The organism is Micromonospora sp. NPDC049114, assembly GCF_040648635.1.
In the GTDB taxonomy this organism is placed as follows: Bacteria; Actinomycetota; Actinomycetes; order Mycobacteriales; family Micromonosporaceae; genus Micromonospora.
Map to the genome: position 1 here is coordinate 60,509 of NZ_JBEZEA010000017.1, position 17,471 is coordinate 77,979.

Genomic DNA, 17,471 nt, shown 5'->3' on the forward strand with positions numbered 1-17,471 from the left:
GCCCGGTTTGTCCCACGGCGGGCAGTGATCCGGCCCATCCCCGCCCGTGCCGCGCCCATCGTGTTGTGTGCGACCGTTGTCTAATACAGGATCAGCAGGGCACTCGGAAGGAGCCCGACATCACCAGCGAACTCCCGCGTCTCGCGGCGGTGACCCGGCCGCACCGGGGAGGCGGCCTGGCCGCGTCCCCCGTTGTGCCGTACCCGCACGGTGGCCTGTCGCGGCACGGCAACGTGCCGCCCGGCGAGCGGTTGCGGGTGCTGCTGGTGGAGGACGACGAAGGCGACGCCTTCCTGGTCGGTGAGCTGCTCGCCGAGACGAACTCGATGATCGACCTGGTGGTCGCGACCAGCCTCAGCGAGGCGCGGCAGCGGATCACCGGCGTGGACTGCGTGCTGCTCGACCTGGGTCTGCCCGACGCGCAGGGGCTCGACGGGCTGCGCCAGGTGCTGGAGATGTCCAGTGGGGCCGCCGTCTGCGTGCTGACCGGCCGCTCGGACGAGCACCTGGGCATCGTGGCGGTCGCCGAGGGCGCACAGGACTACCTGGTCAAGGGTCAGGTCGACGGGGTGCTGCTGACGCGGGCCCTGCGTTACGCGGTCGAGCGTAAGCGCGCCGACGTGAACGCCCGCCGGCTCCGTGAGGTCGAGTTGCGCCAGGCCGAGTCGGCGCGACTCGAACGCGGCCTGCTGCCCCAACCGCTGATGACCACCGACCAGGTGGCGGTGCACACCTTCTACCGGCCGGGTCGGCACGCCGCGCTGATCGGCGGGGACTTCTTCGACGTGGTGCAGACCCGTCCGGACCGTCTCGACCTGATCGTCGGGGACGTCTGCGGGCACGGGGTGGACGAGGCCGCGCTCGGTGTGGAACTGCGGGTGGCGTGGCGGGCCCTGGTGCTCGCCGGGGTGCCGGACGACGAGGTGCTGCCCGCACTGGAGCAGGTGCTGATGAGTGAGCGCCGACTTCAGGAGATCTTCGCGACGGTGGCCACCACCCGACTCGACCTGGACGCCAATCGGGCCACCGTCCGACTCGCCGGGCATCCGCCGCCGCTGCTGCTCTCCGGTGGCCGGGTCGTCCCGGTGCCCGCGCCCGGCGGCCTGCTGCTGGGCGTACGACCTCGCCGGCCGATCGCTTACGACCTGGAGTTCGACACCGATGACTGGTCCCTGTTGATGTACACCGATGGCCTGATCGAGGGGCGGGTGGGCGCCGGCAACGAACGGCTCGACGTGCCGGGCCTGAGTGGGCTGCTCGACGAGCCGGCCAACCGGGAGGTGTCGCTGCCCGAGCTGCCGGCCTGGCTGGTCGGTCGGGCCGAGCAGATCAACGGCGGCCCGCTCGCCGACGACGTGGCCATGCTGCTGGTCAGCCGGGGTGGTGGCCGGTGAAGCCGGTGAGCGGCGGCTGGAGTCTGCGCCGCCGGGTCATCACGCTGCTCACCATCGTGGGCGTGCTGCTGATCGGCCTGGCCACCGCGGAGGCGGCGATGGCCGCCCGCAACCGCACCCAGATCGACGCCATCCTGAACCAGACCGGCCCGCTGCGGGTGCAGTCGCAGGAACTGCTGAACGCGGTGCTCGACCAGGAGACGGCGGTTCGCGGGTACGCGGTCAGCGGTGACCCGGCCGACCTGGGTCCGTACCAGGCGGGGCTCGACCAGGAGAAGGCCACCATCGCCGCGATGCGAGGGCTGCTCGACGACTACCCGCAGATCGGCCAGGAGCTGCGGGTCGTCGAGGAGACGGCCGAGCAGTGGCGCGAGAGCGTGGCCGAGCCGGTCATCGCCACTACCGAACAGGATGGCACCCGCGCCGGCCAGGCGTTGGTCACCGAGCAGGCACGGCAGCGGTTCGACGAGGTGCGTTCGGCGGTCGGCGACCTCCAGGAGGAGATCCTGGCCGCCCGCGAGAAGTCCGCCGCGAACGTCCGCAACAGCAGCAACCTGCTGGTCCTCCTGCTGATCATCGCGGCCCTGGTGGTGGTCGTGGCCGGCGCGGTGCTGCTGCTCTCGCTGGACCGGATGGTGATCCGGCCGCTGACCGGGCTGGCCACCCAGGTCCGCGAGGTCGCCGAGGGTGACTACCAGCACCGCATCGCCACCGTCGGCCCACCGGAGTTCATCCGGCTCGGCGACGACGTGGACGCGATGCGCCAGAAGATCGCCTCCGACCTGGCCGAGGTGCGCGAGGCCCGCGAGCGCATCGAGTGGGTCAACAGCCAGCTCCAGAAGCAGGCCGAGGAGCTCACCCGGTCCAACCGTGACCTGGAGCAGTTCGCGTACGTGGCCTCGCACGACCTGCAGGAGCCGCTGCGCAAGGTGGCCAGCTTCTGCCAGCTGCTCCAGCGCCGCTACGCCGGGCAGCTCGACGAGCGGGCCGACCAGTACATCGCCTTCGCGGTGGACGGCGCGCAGCGGATGCAGCGCCTGATCAACGACCTGCTCGCGTTCTCCCGGATCGGCCGGCTCACCACAGGCTTCGTCGACGTCGACCTCAACAAGGTGATGGGCGACGTGGCCGGCCAGACCGAGGCGGCCCGGCAGTACGCCGACGCCGAGCTGACCTGGACCGAGCTGCCGGTGATCCGTGGCGAGGAGCCGCTGCTCACCAACCTGCTGGCCAACCTGGTCAGCAACTCGATCAAGTTCCGCCGTCCCGACGCGCCGGCGAAGGTGCACATCTCGGCTCGGCTGGTCGGGGCCGAGTGGGAGATCAGCTGCCAGGACAACGGCATCGGCATCGAGCCGGAGTTCGCCGACAAGATCTTCGTGATCTTCCAGCGGTTGCACTCGAAGGACGCGTACCCGGGCACCGGCATCGGGTTGGCGATCGTCAAGAAGATCGTGGAATATCACGGCGGCCGGGTCTGGGTGGACACCGACGTACCGGAGGGCACTGCCATCCGGTTCACCCTCCCGGCACGCCCCGAGGACGTGGAGGCGGCTGCCGCCGCCGACCCCGCCGAGCAGCCGCAGCCGGCGACGGCGGAGGGCACGACGCCCGCGGACGAGGCGTCGTCCGCGCTGCCGGAGCATTCCGCCGGGGCGGACCAGCCGGACCGGGCCGACGGGCCGCCGGAAAGCGGTAGAACGGGTGACATGAGGGAGACGGTGGGATGACCGCGCCGGCGGATGGCAAGAGCCCGATCGAGGTCCTGCTCGTGGAGGACGATCCGGGTGACGTGTTGATGACCCAGGAGGCGTTCGAGGAGCACAAGCTGCGCAACCGGCTGACCGTCGTCTCCGACGGCGCCGAGGCGCTCGCCTACCTGCGCCGGGAGGGGCAGTACGCCGACGCGGTGGCGCCCGACCTGATCCTGCTCGACCTCAACCTGCCCCGCCGCGACGGCCGGGAGGTGCTTGAGGAGATCAAGAAGGACGACGAGCTGCGCCGGATCCCGGTGGTCGTGCTCACCACCTCCCAGGCCGACGAGGACATCCTGCGCAGTTACCAGCTGCACGCCAACGCCTACGTGACCAAGCCGGTGGACTTCGAGCGCTTCATCTCCGTGGTCCGGCAGATCGACGAGTTCTTCGTCAGCGTGGTCAAGCTGCCGCCTCGTGGCTGACACCCTGCTCGACGACGTCGGTGACCTGCTCGCGGAGGCCGCCGACCAGGTCGTGCTGCCGCTGTTCCGCAAGCTCGACGACGCCGACGTGTCGGAGAAGGCGCCCGGCGAGGTGGTCACCGTCGCCGACCGCCGCGCCGAAGAGTTGATCTCCGCCGGGTTGCGCAGGCTGCGGCCGGGCTCGACTGTCGTGGGTGAGGAGGGCGTCGCCGACGATCCGGGGCTGCTGCGGCACCTGCGCGACAGCGGGGACGTGTGGCTGGTCGACCCGGTCGACGGCACCGCCAACTTCGCCGCCGGCCGCAGGCCGTTCGCCCTGATGGTGGCACTGCTGACCGACGGCCGCCCGACCGCCGGGTGGATTCTCGACCCGCTGGCCGGGACGCTGGCCGCCGGTCGGGTCGACGAGGGCACCCTGCTCAACGGCCAGCCGGTCGACGCCGCCGACGCGGTGCCGCCACTGGGCGAGCTGCGCGGCGCGGCGATGACGCGGTTCCTGCCGGCGGAGGCCCGCGACCGGGTCCGCGCCGGCGGTCGGCGGCTCGGCGAGCTGCTGCCCGGCCAGCACTGTGCCGGCCGGGAATACCTGGACATCCTCACCGGCGAGCAGCAGTTCACCCTCTTCTGGCGCACCCTGCCGTGGGACCACGCGCCGGGCGTCCTGCTGGTCCGCGCCGCGGGTGGTGTGGCCCGCCGGTTCGACGGCGTCGACTACCACCCGGCCGACGAGGGCCGAGGGCTGCTCGTCGCTGCCAACGAACAGGTCTGGACCGAGGTGCACGACGCCCTGCTCGGCTCCTGATCCGCCCTGCGCTACGAGGGCAGCACGCTGCGTCGACACTGGGGCCGGCGGGCGGTCACGGGGCTGGTCACCGGCGCGCGTTCCGGTATCGTGACCGGCGGTCTCCGCCAGCAGGCCGCCGACCGGCGCCGGCGGGGACGCCGCCGCGCAGAGTTCACCGGGGGCCGGCGGTCGACGGAAGGACGCTGTCGTGCCCAGGACCAGGCTCAGTCAGCGGCGCGTTCGCCGCGTACTGCTCCCTCTGCTCGCCGCCGTGGCGCTGGTGCTCGCGGGCGGGTTGCCCGCGTACGCGGAGCCCGGTGAGGGCGGCACCAAGAAGTTGCAGGACGCGCTGGAGCTGACCGCCAAGGGCCACATCGAGGCCAAGGCCAAGCTGGACAACTCCAAGCGCCGGCAGACGGCGTTGACCGGCGAGCTGAAGGCCGTCGAGGTTCGGCTGGTCGGGCTCACCGCCCAGGTCGGCGAGGTGGCCGCGCAGTCGTACCGGGCGGGTCGGCTCACCCCGACGGCGATGCTGCTCAACACCGCCACGCCGCAGGCGTTCCTGCAACGCGCCGCCGACCTCGACCTGATGGCCCAGCGGGACAGCAAGCGGCTGCGTGATCTCACCGAGGCGAAGCAGCAGGCCCAGCAGGCCAAGATCGCCATCGACACCGAGGTCCGCGAGCAGCAGAAGCAGCTCGCCGTGATGGCGAAGAAGAAGAAGGAGGCCGAGACGGCGCTCGCCGAGGTCAGCTCGGGCAGCAGCAACGGTTTCAGCGGCGGCAGCTCCACGTCGGCGAAGCCCGCGCCGCGCAACTCCGACGGGTCCTGGCCGTCGGAGTCCTGCTCGGTGAAGGACCCGACGACCTCGGGTTGCATCACCCCGCGCACCCTCAACGCCCTGAAGCAGACCCAGGCCGCCGGCTACAAGCGGTACGTCTCCTGCAAGCGTGAGGGCGGCGGCGGCGAACACCCGAAGGGGCGGGCCTGCGACTTCTCGGCCGCCGCGGGCGGCTTCCAGGACAAGAACGCGACAGGCGGCGACAAGGCGTACGGGGACAGCCTGGCCGCCTGGCACGTGCGCAACGCCGACCGACTGGGTGTGCTCTACGTGATCTGGTATCGGCAGATCTGGCATCCGGGCACCGGGTGGCGGTCGTACAGCGGTAGCGGCAGCCCGGCCGCCAGCCACACGAACCATGTTCATCTCTCGATGTACTGACCCGGGACGCCCGCTTCGCTGCGTACCATCGCGACGATGAGCTCCCCATCGTCCGACGTCGCGACCACGCCGGTTTCCTCGGACCCGTCCGTGCCGGTCACCGGCCGGGCGCTGCCGGGCGGCCTGGCCGCCTTCCTGGTCTTCTTCGCAAGCGGCGCCGTTCTGGTGCTGGAGACTGTCGCGCTGCGACTGGTCGGCCCGTACGTCGGGGTGACCCTCCAGGTGACCAGCTCGGTCATCGGCATCGCGCTGGCCGCGATCGCGTACGGGGCGTGGGCCGGCGGCTGGCTCGCCGACCGGCGTGACCCGCGCGGACTGCTGGCGCCCGCGCTGGTGCTGGCCGGCATCGCCACCGCCGTGACCCTGCCCGTGGTGCGCTACGCCGGGGAGGTCCTGCGGGGCGGGGCGGCCAGCGCCATCCTGCTGCTGGTGGCGCTCGCCGTGTTCGTGCCGGCGGCGCTGTTGGCCGCGGTCACCCCGCTGGTGGTCAAGCTCCAACTCGCCGACCTGCGTCGTACCGGTCAGGTGGTCGGCCGGCTCTCCGGCATCGGCACCCTGGGCGGCATCACCGCCACCCTGCTCACCGGGTTCGTGCTGGTCGCCGCCCTGCCCAGCACTGTCATCCTGCTGTCGTTGGCGGTGGCGCTCGGGCTGGCCGGCATCGGCCTGGGGTGGTATCTGCGGCGGCAGGCGGGCACCGACCTGCCCGGTCCGGCCCGTACCCGGGCCGCGCTGGCCGTGCTCGGCCTGCTCGGGGCGGGGCTGTCCACCGTCGCGCCGAACCCGTGCGACATCGAGACCGCGTACCACTGCGCCCGGGTCACCACGGACCCGCACCGGCCCAGCGGACGGACGCTGCTGCTCAACTCGGCCCAGCACTCGTACGTCGACCTGGCCGACCCGAAGCACCTGGAGTACGCGTACACCAAGTGGATCGGCTCGGTCGCCGACGTGGTCGCGCCGGCCGGGCAGCGGTTGGACGCGCTGCACCTGGGCGGCGGCGGGTTCACCGTGCCGACGTACCTGAGCGCCACCCGACCGGGCACCGACAACGTGGTGTTCGAGATCGACGGCGGGCTCGTCGAGCTGGGCGAGCGGGAACTGGGCGTACGCCCGGGGCCGGGCCTGCGGACGGTGGTGGGCGACGCCCGGATGCTTGTCGCCGGCGAACCGGCGGACAGCCGCGACCTGGTCGTCGGCGACGCGTTCGGCCACCTGGTGGTGCCCTGGCACCTGTCGACCCGGGAGATGGCCGCCGAGATCCGGCGGGTGACCCGCCCCGGCGGCGTGTACGTGCAGAACGTCATCGACTACCCGCCGCTGCGGTTCATCCGCGCCGAACTGGCCACGGTGGCCGCCGAGTTCACCCACGTCGCGTTGATCGCCCCGCCGGAGGCGCTCGCCGAGGAGCGGGGCAGCAACTTCCTCATCGTCGGCTCCGACGCGCCACTGCCGCTGGCCGCCGTCCGCGCCCGCCTCGACGAGGTCGACCCGAGCGTCAGCCTGCTCTCCGGCACGGACCTCACGGATTTCGTCGGCGAGGCGATGGTGCTGACCGACGACTACGCCCCGGTGGACCAACTGCTGGCGACCGCCTGAACGGGTGATATTCCTGACCGATTCCGATCCTTCAGGTGTAGCCCGTTCTCCTGCGGGCAACATCGGCCACCATGGGCGGTGGGGACCGGAACGGTGCGCAACTCCTCGATGAGCGGTACCGGCTCATCGAGCAGCTCGGCGCGGGCGGCATGTCCGTGGTCTGGCGCGGTTACGACGAGGTGCTGGGTCGCCAGGTCGCGGTGAAGGTGCTGGCCTCGCGGCTGGCCAGCGACCGGGCCTTCCGGCACCGGATCCGCGTCGAGGCGCAGGCCGCCGCGCGGCTCTGCCACCCCAACATCACCAACGTGTACGACTACGGCGAGTCCCACCAGGTCGGCCTCACCGTGCCGTACGTGGTGATGGAGCTTGTCGACGGCGGTTCGCTGGCCGGCCGACTGGGTCGGGAGATGCGGCTGCCGTGGCGGGAGGCGGTGACCATCGGCGCGGAGGTCAGCTCGGCGCTGGCCACCGCGCACGCTCGTGGGGTCGTGCACCGCGACGTCACCCCGGGCAACGTCATGCTCACCTCGACCGGGGTGAAGGTGGTCGACTTCGGTATCTCCGCGCTGGTCGGGGAGAGTGAGAAGGGGCCGGACGGCGCGCTCCTCGGCACGCCCGCCTACCTCGCGCCGGAGCGGCTGGACAACGGCCAGGTCTCCCCGGCCACCGACGTGTACGCCGTGGGGCTGCTGCTCTACCGGATGCTCACCGGCCGGCTGCCGTGGGAGGCGAACACGACCACGCAGATGCTGCGTGCGCACATGTACAGCGACCCGGACCCGATGCCGGCGGTGCCCGGGCTGCCCGACGCGGTGACCGACCTGGTGCGGCGCTGCCTGGCCAAGCGCCCCGCCGACCGGCCGAGCACCGCCGAGCTGGCCCGCACCCTGGCCGAGGCGGCCGGCATGCTGGCGGCGGTGCCGGTGTCACCGGCCGGTGGTCCGCTGGATCCCGCCGCGCTGGCCAACGCCGGCACCACGATCCTGCCCTGGTCGGCCGAGACGGACGCGCTGCCGCTGTCGCGTACCCGGCGCAGCCGCAACCGACGGGTGAGCCGGCGGCGGCGGGTGGAGGCCGGGGTGGCAGCCGTCGGGCTCATCGCGGTCACCGGGGCGATGTGGGGGTTCACCTCCCGCAGCCCGGCCAGCGGCGAGGACCGACCCACCACCGAGGCGCGGATGGGCCTGCCCGAGCCGGCGCCCTGCGAGGTGGCGTACGCGCTGCGCACCGACTCCGGCAAGGACTTCACCGCCGAGCTGACCCTGACCAACACCGGTGACCACGAGCTGCGGGACTGGACGATGAACTTCACGTTCCCCGGGCAGCAGACGGTGACGAAGGCGGAGCCCGCCCCGGTGCAGCAGCAGGGCGGCACTGTGCAGATCCGACCCGCGGCACAACGGACGACTCTGGCGCCGGGCGCGGCCGAGAAGCTCACCCTCGCCGGGACGTACAGCGGGGCCAATCCGCTGCCGGTGGAGTTCCGGCTCGGTGACGCCACCTGCGGCGTCCGCGTCTCCGGGGTGGCCGGGACGACCCCGTCCACGGCCCCGCCGGCCAAGCCGGCCCCGACGAAGGCGCCGACCAGGAAGACGACGAAGACCACCACGAAGGTCGCTCCCAAGGCGCCGGCGCCGAAGGCACCGGAGAAGGAGAAGGCGAAGCCGCCGAAGCCCGCGACCGCGAAGGGGCCGGGTGGTCCGGGAAAAGGGTGAAGGTGCCTAAGGGGCACGCTCGTCACCCGCGGTGAGGCGTCAGCGTCGCCCCGCGAACCGCTGCACCTGGTCGATCCCACCCTCCACGACCAGCACCCCGCCCTGCGGCAGTTCGGTGTCGTCCGAGGCGTACCGGAAGCGTTCACCCGGCACCTTCGCGCCGATCACCCGGACCCCGTAGCGCTCCTCCGGGCGCAGGTCGAGCAGGGTGCGACCGGCCAGCGACTGCGGCACGCGGACGGTGGCGATCGCGAAGTCGTCGTCGAACTCGATGAAGTCGAGCAGCCGGCTGACGATCAGGTGGGCCACCCGGTCCCCGGTCTCGGCCTCCGGAAAGATCACGTGGTGCGCGCCCACCGACGACAGGATCTTGGCGTGCTTCTGCGAGGTGGCGCGGGCCCAGATCTGCGGCAGACCCAGCTCGACCAGCGCCAGCACGGTGAGCACGCTCGCCTCCACCGAGGCCCCGATGGCCACCACGGCCCGGTCGAAGCTGGTGACGCCGAGCTGCCGCAGGGCGCCCTCCTCGGTCGCGTCCGCCTGGACCACCCGGTCAAGTTGGGTCGAGAAGCGCTGCACCTGATCCGGGTCGCGGTCGATGGCCAGCACCTCACGGTCCATCCGGGTGAGAGCGCCGGCCAGGTGGCACCCGAACCGGCCCAGCCCGATCACCACGATGCCGCTGCCGTCCGATCGTCTCGCCGACACCTCGACCCTCCTTCTCGTCAGCCGACAATTGGTTGTTCCTGGGGATAGCGGTAGAGCCTGCGGCGGGTGTTCAGCGCGATCGCCGACCCGAGGGTGAGCGGCCCGACTCGGCCGATGAACATCAGCACCGTCAACACCACCTGGCCGCTGGCCGGCAGCTCGCTGGCCAGGCCGATGGTCAGCCCGGTGGTGCTGAACGCGGAGGTGACCTCGAACAGGGCGGCGATGAACCGCACGCCCTCGGTGAGCAGCAACAGCAGCATCGTTCCGGCGGTGACCAGCGCGACGCTGATCAGGGCCACGGTGACGGCCTGCCGCTGGCTGGCGGTGGCCACCCGGCGGTGCCCGACCGTCACGTCGGGCTCGCCGCGCAGCTCCGCCCAGATGGTGAACGCCAGCAGGAAGAACGTGGACACCTTGATGCCACCGGCCGTGCTGGCGCTACCGCCGCCGATGAACATCAACACGATCAGCAGCGGGTAGCTCTCCTCCTGCAGGTCCTGGATGTTCAGCACGCTGAAACCACCGGTGCGGCTCAACGCGATCTGGGTGAACGACGCGAGCACCTTGCCCTCGGCGTCGTACAGGCCGATGGTGCTGACGTTGGTCCACTCGGCGGCGAGCAGGCCGGCGAAGCCGAGCAGCAGCAGTGCCACGCTGCCCCAGATGGTCAGCTTGGTGGCCACCGCCCAGCGCGTCGGCCGGCGCCACTCGCGTACGGCCTCGAACAGGGCCGGGAACCCGAGCCCGCCGACGATGGCACCGAACGCCAGCGGCAGCGACACCCACGGATCGCGGTCGAACGCCAGCAGCCCGTCCGAGTAGAGCGCGAATCCGCCGTTGTTGAACGCCTGAATGGCATGGAACACGCCGGACCAGAGGGCCCGACCGGGTGTGTAGTCGTACGCCCACCAGAGCCGGCCGGCGACCAGCGCGGTCATCACCGCCTCACACGCGAAGACGGTCACCGCGATCCGGCGCAGCAGCCGGGCCACGTCACCGACCCCGAACTCCGCCGTCTCGGCCTGCACCAGCAGCCGGTTGCGCAGCCCGAGCTGGCGCGAGACGACGAGGATGACAAGCGCCGCGACGGTGAGGATGCCCAGGCCGCCGAGCTGGGTGAGCAGGGTGATCACCACCAGACCCCCGCCGGACCAGTAGTTGGGGGTGTCGGTGACGGCCATGCCGGTGACGGACACCGCCGAGGTGGCGGTGAACAGGGCGGTGACCAGGGGCGGACGTTGGTGCTGGACGGTCGACCAGCGCGTCAGCAGCAGCGCGGTGCCGAGCAGGATCGGCACCAGGAACCCCAGCGGCACCAGCCGCACGGGGTTGCGGAGTAACCGGCGCACCAGACAATCTTCCTTTTCCGGGTGGCCGCCCGAGTGGGAACGCCCATTCCGGAGATTCACCTGCCGGCCAGTCATCGACCAACTCCCGGTCAATCGCGGGCGGTCTGCTGTCTGCGACAACCCTCGATGACAGGAGACGGCGTTGCGACGTACCCTCTCGATCTTCGGCGTGGCCGGCGCGCTGCTCGCCGCCGCCGTGGCCGTGCCCACCATGGCCGCCGCCGACCCCTCGACCGGGGCGGACCGCGTTCGAGGCACCGACCGGCCGATCGTCATCGGTCACCGGGGCGCCAGCGGCTACCGGCCGGAGCACACCCTGGAGGCGTACCGGCTGGCGATCCGGATGGGCGCCGACTACGTCGAGCCGGACCTGGTGTCCACCTCCGACGGTGTCCTGGTCGCCCGGCACGAGAACGAGATCTCCGGCACCACCGACGTGTCGACGCACCCGGAGTTCGCCGCCCGCAAGGCGACGAAGACCATCGACGGTGTCGCCGTGACCGGCTGGTTCACCGAGGACTTCACCCTGGCCGAGCTCAAGACGCTGCGGGCCAAGGAGCGGCTGCCGCAGGTCCGCGTGGCGAACACCGCCTTCGACGGCCGCTTCGAGGTGCCCACCCTCCAGGAGGTCATCGACCTCGCTCGCACCGAGGGGCGGGCACGGGGCCGCACCATCGGCATCTACCCGGAGACCAAGCACCCGAGCTACTTCACGTCGATCGGCCTGCCGCTGGAGGAGCCGCTGCTCGCGGTGCTGCGGCGGAACAAGCTGGACCGGAAGAACTCGCCGGTCTTCATCCAGTCGTTCGAGACGGCCAACCTGCGCCGGCTGAGCCGGATGACCGACGTGAAGCTCGTCCAGCTGCTCGACGCGACAGGCCGCCCGTACGACTTCACCGTCGCCGGCGACACCCGCAGCTACCAGGACCTCGCCACGGCGGCCGGCCTGAAGTGGATCGCCGGCTATGCCGACGGCATCGGGGCGAACAAGAACCTGATCGTGCCCCGCGACGCCGCCGGCAAGCTGCTCGCCCCGACGAACGTGGTGCGCGACGCGCACCGCGAGCGGCTGCTCGTGCACGCCTGGACGTTCCGCGCGGAGAACCAGTTCCTCCCCGTGGACTTCCGGATCGGCACCGACCCGAACGCGCGCGGCGACATCACGTCCGAGTACGAACTCTTCCTCGGCCTGGGTCTGGACGGCGTCTTCAGCGACCACCCGGACACCGCCGTCGCCGCCCGCGCCGGCCTCTGACCCAGTCCGAGCCGCGAGACCACCCGCAAGATCGTGCTGGATCCAGGAAGTAGTGGCCTCGCCGCGCCCCGGAGGCCACTACATCCATGATCGAGCACGATCTCGACGGGGCGAAGCGCGGCACGAGACGGCAACATCAGGGAAATTGCTGTCTCGGGGCCGGCGGAGGCAGCAACATCAGGGAAGTTGCGACGATCTTCGCCTGCTCGACCATCGAGGGGCGGCGGGTCGGCGGCGGACCACGACGGCCTGCGGCTGACGGCGGATGGCTCAGGGCGACACACCCGTCGATCCATCTGCGGCGCTTGCGGCCATCGGGAGGCCGGCGCGGAGGGTGGTAGTGCGGTCCGCTGTAACCCCGGGCCACCCCCTTCCGGTTACTTGTGTGTTTCCGCCACATAGCCCGTGGGTGACGTCACTTCTAGCGTGAGCCGACAACACAGCATCCTGTCCTCACCTGGAGTCGCGATGACGGTCCGGCACACGCGGCGGGCGTTCCTCTCCGCCGCCACGATGATGGCTGCGGCGCTCGCCGCAACGGCCTGCGGTAGCCCGCAGGACACCGCCACCGGCGGCGGCGACAACGCCGCCCCGGTCAAGGTCGGCCTGGTGTACTCCCAGTCGGGAGCCCTGGCCAGCTACGGAAAGCAGTACGTCGAGGGGTTCAAGGCGGGGCTGGACTTCGCCACCAAGGGCACCGGCAAGGTGGGTGACCGGAAGATCGAGCTGACCGAGGTCGACGACGCCGGTGACCCGGCCAAGGCGGTCTCCGCCGCGAAGGACCTGATCGGCAAGGGTACGAAGATCATTGCCGGCTCGACCGCGTCCGGTGTGGCGCTTCAGGTCGCGCCGATCGCGGCGCAGAACAAGGTTCTTTTCATCTCCGGCCCGGCCGCGACCGACGCGGTGACCGGGGCCAACAAGTACACGTTCCGTTCGGGCCGGCAGTCCTACCAGGACGTGGTGACCGCCAAGTCGTTCATCGGCGACCCGGCCGGCAAGAAGGTGGTGGTCTTCGCCCAGGACGGCGCGTTCGGCGACGCCAACGAGGCGGCCGTCAAGGCGGTCATCGGTAGCGCGGGCGCCACCGTCAGCAGCGTCCGGGCACCGGCCAGCGCCACCGAGTTCACGCCGTTCGCCAGCCAGATCAAGGCCGCCAAGCCGGACCTGCTCTTCGTGGCCTGGGCCGGCACGACCGCACCGGCCATGTGGCAGACGCTCGACCAGCAGGGAGTGCTCTCCTCCACCACTGTCGTCACCGGGCTGGACATCCGGGCCTCCTGGCCGACCTTCGGCGCGGCCGGCGCGAAGATCTCCTTCCTGTCGCACTACTTCGACGGTGCGTCCGACACCGAGGCCAGCAAGGCCCTCAAGGCGAAGGTCAGCACCATCGACCTGTTCCACCCGGACGGCTTCGCCGCCGCCCAGATGGTGGTCCGCGCCGCGCAGGAGGGTGGGGACGACGTCGACAAGATGGTCACCGCGCTGGAGGGCTGGAGCTTCGACGGGGTCAAGGGCAAGATGACCATCCGGGCCGCCGACCACGCGCTGCTCCAGCCGATGTTCCAGGCCAAGCTGACCGGCAGCGGCACCGCCTTCACGGCGACCGCGCAGAAGAGCCTCACCGGTGACGAGACCGCGCCGCCGGCCGTGGCGATGAAGGGCTGAGAAATGCTCGCCACCCGCGGTCTGACCTGGCGGATCGGTGAGGTCGCCATCGTCGACAGCGTCTACCTCGACCTGGCGCCCGGGGAGTTCCTGGGCGTGATCGGGCCGAACGGCGCCGGCAAGACGTCACTGTTCAACCTGATCACCGGCCTGCGCCGGGCCACTGAGGGTCGGATCACCCTGGACGGGCAGGACATCGGTGGGCTTGCGCCGCACCGGCGGGCCCGCCTCGGTTTGGGCCGTACCTTCCAGGCGTCGTCGGTCTTCGGCTCGCTCAGCGTGCGGGAGAACGTCCGGCTCGCCGTGCAGGCGCACCGCGGGGGCTCGATGGCGCTGTGGCGGCGGGCGGCGGCCGACCGGGAGGTCGCCGCCGCCGCCGACGCGGCGCTCGACCGGGTCGGCCTCGCCCACCGGGGTACGGCGCTGGCCGGCACCCTGGCGCACGGCGAGAAGCGCAAGCTGGAGATCGCTCTGCTGCTCGCCGGTGAACCGCGGGTGATGCTGCTCGACGAGCCGATGGCCGGGGTCAGCGCCGAGGACGTGCCCGAGCTGGTCGCCGTCATCAAGTCGTTGACCGGGGACAGCGGTCGGGCGGTGCTGATGGTCGAACACCACATGGACGTGATCCTGGAGCTGGCCGACCGGATCGCCGTCATGCACCACGGCGCGCTGCTGGCCTGCGACACCCCGGAGACGGTGATGGCGAACCCCACAGTGCAAGAGGCCTACCTGGGGGAGTCGCTGTGAGCGCGAGGAGTGAGCCGGGTTTGCGAGCCCCGCAGTCGCGAACGGAAGCGGCTCAGCTGGAACCGATTCTCACCGTGGAGGACCTGTCGGTCCGGATCTCCGGGCTGCACATCCTCCAGGGCGTGTCCTTCACCGTCGCCCCGACCGGGGTGACAGTCCTGCTCGGCCGCAACGGGGTCGGCAAGACCACCACGTTGCGCGCGATCGTCGGTCTCACCCCGCCCGCCGGCGAGGTCCGCGGCACGATCCGGATGGGCGCGCAGAGTCTGCTGGCCCGGCCCACGCACCGGCTGGTCCGCGGTGGGCTCGGCTACGTGCCCGAGGACCGCTGCGTGTTCGCCGGCCTCACCGTCGCCGAGAACCTGCGGCTCGCCGAGCGGCGGGGCACCACTCCGGCGTACGACAAGGTCTTCGCGCTCTTTCCGGAGCTGGACCGGCGCGGACGCCAACGGGCGGGTTCGCTCTCCGGCGGGCAGCAGCAGATGCTCGCGATCGGGCGGGTGCTGCTCAACGACAACCGGCTGCTGCTGGTCGACGAGCCGACCAAGGGGTTGGCGCCGAAGGTGGTGACCGAGGTGGCCGAGGTGTTGGAACGGGTCGCGGAGTCGGTGCCGGTGCTGCTCGTGGAGCAGAACCTGGCGGTCGTACGCCGGCTGGCCCGCGACGCGGTGGTGCTCTCCGCCGGCCGGGTCGCCTGGACCGGCAACGCGCAGGACCTGCTGCTGGAGACCGCGCTGACGAAGTCGCTGCTGGGTGTGGGCGCGGAGGTCAGGGCATGAGCACGGTGATCCTGTTGACGTTGACCGGGCTGGGCCTGGCGGCGCTGTACTTCCTGGTCGCGTCCGGCCTGTCCCTGGTCTTCGGCCTGGCCGACGTGCTCAACTTCGCGCACGGGCTGTTCCTGGGCGTCGGCGCGTACGGCACCTGGTGGGCGGCGGGCAACCTGCCGGGCGCCGGCCCGGACGGGTTCGGCTTCGTGTTCGCTGTCGCCTTCGGGGTGGCCGCCGGCACACTGGTGGCGATCCTGGTCGAGCTGGTGCTGATCCGCCCGCTCTACTCGCGCACCATCGAGCAGGTGCTGGTCACCGTCGGGCTGTCGCTGGCCGGGGTGGCGCTGCTCCAGGCCACCTGGGGTGCGGACGCCCGACCGTTCCCGCGCCCCGACTGGACCCGGCAGGTGACCGGGATCCTCGGCGCGCAGGTGCCCAACGGTGGCCTGCTGCTGATCGTCGCGGCGGTGCTGGTGCTCGGCGCGATCCTGGCGTTCCTGCGCTGGACCCGCTATGGCCTGGTGATCCGGGCCGGAGTGGAGAACCGGGAGATGGTCACCGCGCTCGGCATCGACGTGCGCAAGGCGTTCACCCTGGTCTTCGCGATCGGCGGGGCCGCTGCCGCGCTCGCCGGCGCGCTCGGCGGCGTCTACTTCGGCACCGTCTCGCCCGGACAGGGCGGCTCGCTGCTGATCTTCGCGTTCATCGTGGTGGTGATCGGCGGGATGGGCTCGGTGGTCGGCTCCGCGTACGCGGCGGTCGTGGTCGGGCTGGTGCAGCAGTTCGTCAACTACTACGGCACGTCCGGGCTGGGCGACATCTGCGTGGTCGGCCTGCTGGCCGTGGTGCTGCTGCTGCGCCCGCAGGGCATCGCCGGAAAGGTGGCAACGGCATGACGGTGATCGACGCGCCTCCCGCGCAGGTACCCGACGAACTGACCCCGCAGCGAGGGCGGTGGCACCGGGTCCTCCCGTTCCTGCCACTGGTCGCGCTGGTCGTGATGGCGATCCTGCCGTACTCGACGATCTCCCTGCCGGGGATCTTCGAGGGGCCGGTCAACTCGCCCGGCACCCTGCAACTGCTCGCCATCTGCCTGATCTTCGGCGGGCTGGCGGCCGGGTACGACCTGCTCTTCGGCCGGACCGGGATGCTCTCCTTCGGGCACGCGCTGTACTTCGCCGCAGGTGTCTACGGCACCGACATCCTCGTCACCCGGGCCGGACTGCCGCTGTGGCAGGCGGCGCTGCTGACCGTCACCGGCGGCACGATCCTCGCGGCGCTGCTCGGCGCTGTGGCGCTGCGGACCGTGGGCATCGCGTTCGCCATGGTCACCCTGGCCTTCGCGCAGGTCGGCGCGATCCTGGTGGCCCGGGACTTCGGTGGGCTGACCGGCGGCGAGGAGGGTCTGCCGCTGGACGTGTCCGGGCTGCCCGCCGGGCTGGTGGGGGTGACCAACACGGTCAACCTGTACTGGTTGGCGTTGGCGTACCTGACCCTTGTGGTGTTCGTCGTGCACCGGGTCAGCGGGTCGCCGACCGGGCGGGTGCTCGCCGGGCTGCGCGACGACGAGCGGCGGATCGGTGTGCTCGGGCTGGACCCGTACCGCTACAAGCTGGTGGCGTTCACCCTGGCCGGCGGGCTGGCCTCGGCGGGTGGGGTGGTCTACGTCCTGATCGTCGGCGGTGCGTCACCGCACATCACGTCCTCCGAGCTGACCCTGTCGCTGCTGGTCATGGTGGTGCTCGGTGGGCCGGGCACCCGGTGGGGGCCGGTGCTCGGCGGCGTCCTCTACATGTACCTGGACCACCGGCTCACCGCGTTCGGCACGAGCGACGCGGTCGACAACCTGCCGGCCGTCCTCAGCCACCCGCTGAGCCAGCCCCTGTTCGTCCTGGGCACGGTCTTCATCCTGGCCGTGTACTTCTTCCCCGGAGGCATGACCAGCCTCGCCCCCCGCCTCACCGCCCTGACCAGATCCCTCCGCCCGTCCCCCCGCAGGTGAACCCACCCCGTTGATCATGAAGTTATTGCCACGACACGCCGTCGCGGGTGGCGATAACTTCATGATCGACGGGGTT

The 17,471-nt window shown here is 71.4% G+C and carries 15 protein-coding genes; 13 read left to right on the forward strand and 2 right to left on the reverse strand.

Features of this window, described 5'->3' with window-relative positions; all coding sequences use genetic code 11:
* Window positions 1-149: 149 nt before the first annotated feature.
* The 7 genes from AB0B39_RS30205 (at window position 150) to AB0B39_RS30235 (ending at window position 8,893) form a co-directional block, all read left to right on the forward strand.
* The gene (locus AB0B39_RS30205; protein WP_357576004.1) at window positions 150-1,394 is read left to right on the forward strand and encodes a fused response regulator/phosphatase; all 1,245 of its coding nucleotides are present in this window, start codon (window positions 150-152) and stop codon (window positions 1,392-1,394) included.
* A complete protein-coding gene (locus tag AB0B39_RS30210) occupies window positions 1,391-3,124 on the forward strand; it encodes an ATP-binding protein (RefSeq protein WP_357576005.1) in 1,734 nt (577 codons plus the stop codon). Before AB0B39_RS30205 ends, AB0B39_RS30210 begins: the two co-directional genes overlap by 4 nt.
* Window positions 3,121-3,573, forward strand: coding sequence for a response regulator (locus tag AB0B39_RS30215; protein ID WP_234582416.1), 453 nt, complete (start codon window positions 3,121-3,123; stop codon window positions 3,571-3,573). Before AB0B39_RS30210 ends, AB0B39_RS30215 begins: the two co-directional genes overlap by 4 nt.
* Window positions 3,566-4,375, forward strand: coding sequence for an inositol monophosphatase (locus AB0B39_RS30220; RefSeq protein ID WP_357576006.1), 810 nt, complete (start codon window positions 3,566-3,568; stop codon window positions 4,373-4,375). The genes AB0B39_RS30215 and AB0B39_RS30220 overlap by 8 nt, the downstream gene beginning before the upstream one ends.
* Before the next feature lie 190 nt (window positions 4,376-4,565).
* On the forward strand, window positions 4,566-5,579 hold the full coding sequence (locus AB0B39_RS30225; protein ID WP_357576007.1) for a hypothetical protein: 1,014 nt from the start codon (window positions 4,566-4,568) through the stop codon (window positions 5,577-5,579).
* 36 nt (window positions 5,580-5,615) lie between these two features.
* On the forward strand, window positions 5,616-7,178 hold the full coding sequence (locus AB0B39_RS30230) for a fused MFS/spermidine synthase (protein ID WP_357576008.1): 1,563 nt from the start codon (window positions 5,616-5,618) through the stop codon (window positions 7,176-7,178).
* Window positions 7,179-7,249: 71 nt separating this feature from the next.
* On the forward strand, window positions 7,250-8,893 hold the full coding sequence (locus AB0B39_RS30235) for a serine/threonine-protein kinase (RefSeq protein ID WP_357576009.1): 1,644 nt from the start codon (window positions 7,250-7,252) through the stop codon (window positions 8,891-8,893).
* A gap of 39 nt (window positions 8,894-8,932) precedes the next feature.
* Here AB0B39_RS30235 and AB0B39_RS30240 read toward each other — a convergent pair whose 3' ends face one another.
* Together AB0B39_RS30240 and AB0B39_RS30245 are read right to left on the reverse strand one after the other, a co-directional pair.
* Window positions 8,933-9,601, reverse strand: a complete 669-nt coding sequence (locus AB0B39_RS30240; protein ID WP_357494600.1) for a TrkA family potassium uptake protein — start codon at window positions 9,599-9,601, stop codon at window positions 8,933-8,935.
* 17 nt (window positions 9,602-9,618) lie between these two features.
* Window positions 9,619-10,953 carry a potassium transporter TrkG gene (locus AB0B39_RS30245; RefSeq protein WP_357576010.1) on the reverse strand — a complete coding sequence of 445 codons (1,335 nt, stop codon included), beginning with the start codon at window positions 10,951-10,953 and terminating at the stop codon, window positions 9,619-9,621.
* 142 nt (window positions 10,954-11,095) lie between these two features.
* Between AB0B39_RS30245 and AB0B39_RS30250 the strand changes: the two genes are divergently transcribed.
* From AB0B39_RS30250 to AB0B39_RS30275, 6 genes are all read left to right on the forward strand, one after another.
* Complete coding sequence (locus tag AB0B39_RS30250; RefSeq protein ID WP_357494596.1) at window positions 11,096-12,208, forward strand: glycerophosphodiester phosphodiesterase; 1,113 nt, start codon at window positions 11,096-11,098, stop codon at window positions 12,206-12,208.
* Window positions 12,209-12,676: 468 nt separating this feature from the next.
* Window positions 12,677-13,876, forward strand: a complete 1,200-nt coding sequence (locus tag AB0B39_RS30255; protein ID WP_234582424.1) for a substrate-binding domain-containing protein — start codon at window positions 12,677-12,679, stop codon at window positions 13,874-13,876.
* Between the two features lie 3 nt (window positions 13,877-13,879).
* On the forward strand, window positions 13,880-14,623 hold the full coding sequence (locus AB0B39_RS30260) for an ABC transporter ATP-binding protein (RefSeq protein ID WP_139586386.1): 744 nt from the start codon (window positions 13,880-13,882) through the stop codon (window positions 14,621-14,623).
* Window positions 14,624-14,679: 56 nt separating this feature from the next.
* The gene (locus tag AB0B39_RS30265) at window positions 14,680-15,402 is read left to right on the forward strand and encodes an ABC transporter ATP-binding protein (RefSeq protein WP_234582437.1); all 723 of its coding nucleotides are present in this window, start codon (window positions 14,680-14,682) and stop codon (window positions 15,400-15,402) included.
* Entirely contained in the window at window positions 15,399-16,289 is an 891-nt protein-coding gene (locus AB0B39_RS30270) for a branched-chain amino acid ABC transporter permease (protein ID WP_234582425.1), read from the forward strand. The genes AB0B39_RS30265 and AB0B39_RS30270 overlap by 4 nt, the downstream gene beginning before the upstream one ends.
* Window positions 16,286-17,395, forward strand: coding sequence for a branched-chain amino acid ABC transporter permease (locus AB0B39_RS30275; RefSeq protein WP_357576011.1), 1,110 nt, complete (start codon window positions 16,286-16,288; stop codon window positions 17,393-17,395). Before AB0B39_RS30270 ends, AB0B39_RS30275 begins: the two co-directional genes overlap by 4 nt.
* The last annotated feature ends 76 nt before the right edge of the window (window positions 17,396-17,471 follow it).

Excerpts from the sequence above, each read along its gene's own strand:
- AB0B39_RS30215 (WP_234582416.1), top strand. The coding sequence starts at position 3,121 with ATGACCGCGCCGGCGGATGGCAAGAGCCCGATCGAGGTCCTGCTCGTG.
- AB0B39_RS30230 (WP_357576008.1), top strand. The coding sequence starts at position 5,616 with ATGAGCTCCCCATCGTCCGACGTCGCGACCACGCCGGTTTCCTCGGAC.
- AB0B39_RS30235 (WP_357576009.1), top strand. The coding sequence starts at position 7,250 with ATGGGCGGTGGGGACCGGAACGGTGCGCAACTCCTCGATGAGCGGTAC.
- AB0B39_RS30255 (WP_234582424.1), top strand. The coding sequence starts at position 12,677 with ATGACGGTCCGGCACACGCGGCGGGCGTTCCTCTCCGCCGCCACGATG.
- AB0B39_RS30260 (WP_139586386.1), top strand. The coding sequence starts at position 13,880 with ATGCTCGCCACCCGCGGTCTGACCTGGCGGATCGGTGAGGTCGCCATC.
- AB0B39_RS30270 (WP_234582425.1), top strand. The coding sequence starts at position 15,399 with ATGAGCACGGTGATCCTGTTGACGTTGACCGGGCTGGGCCTGGCGGCG.
- AB0B39_RS30275 (WP_357576011.1), top strand. The coding sequence starts at position 16,286 with ATGACGGTGATCGACGCGCCTCCCGCGCAGGTACCCGACGAACTGACC.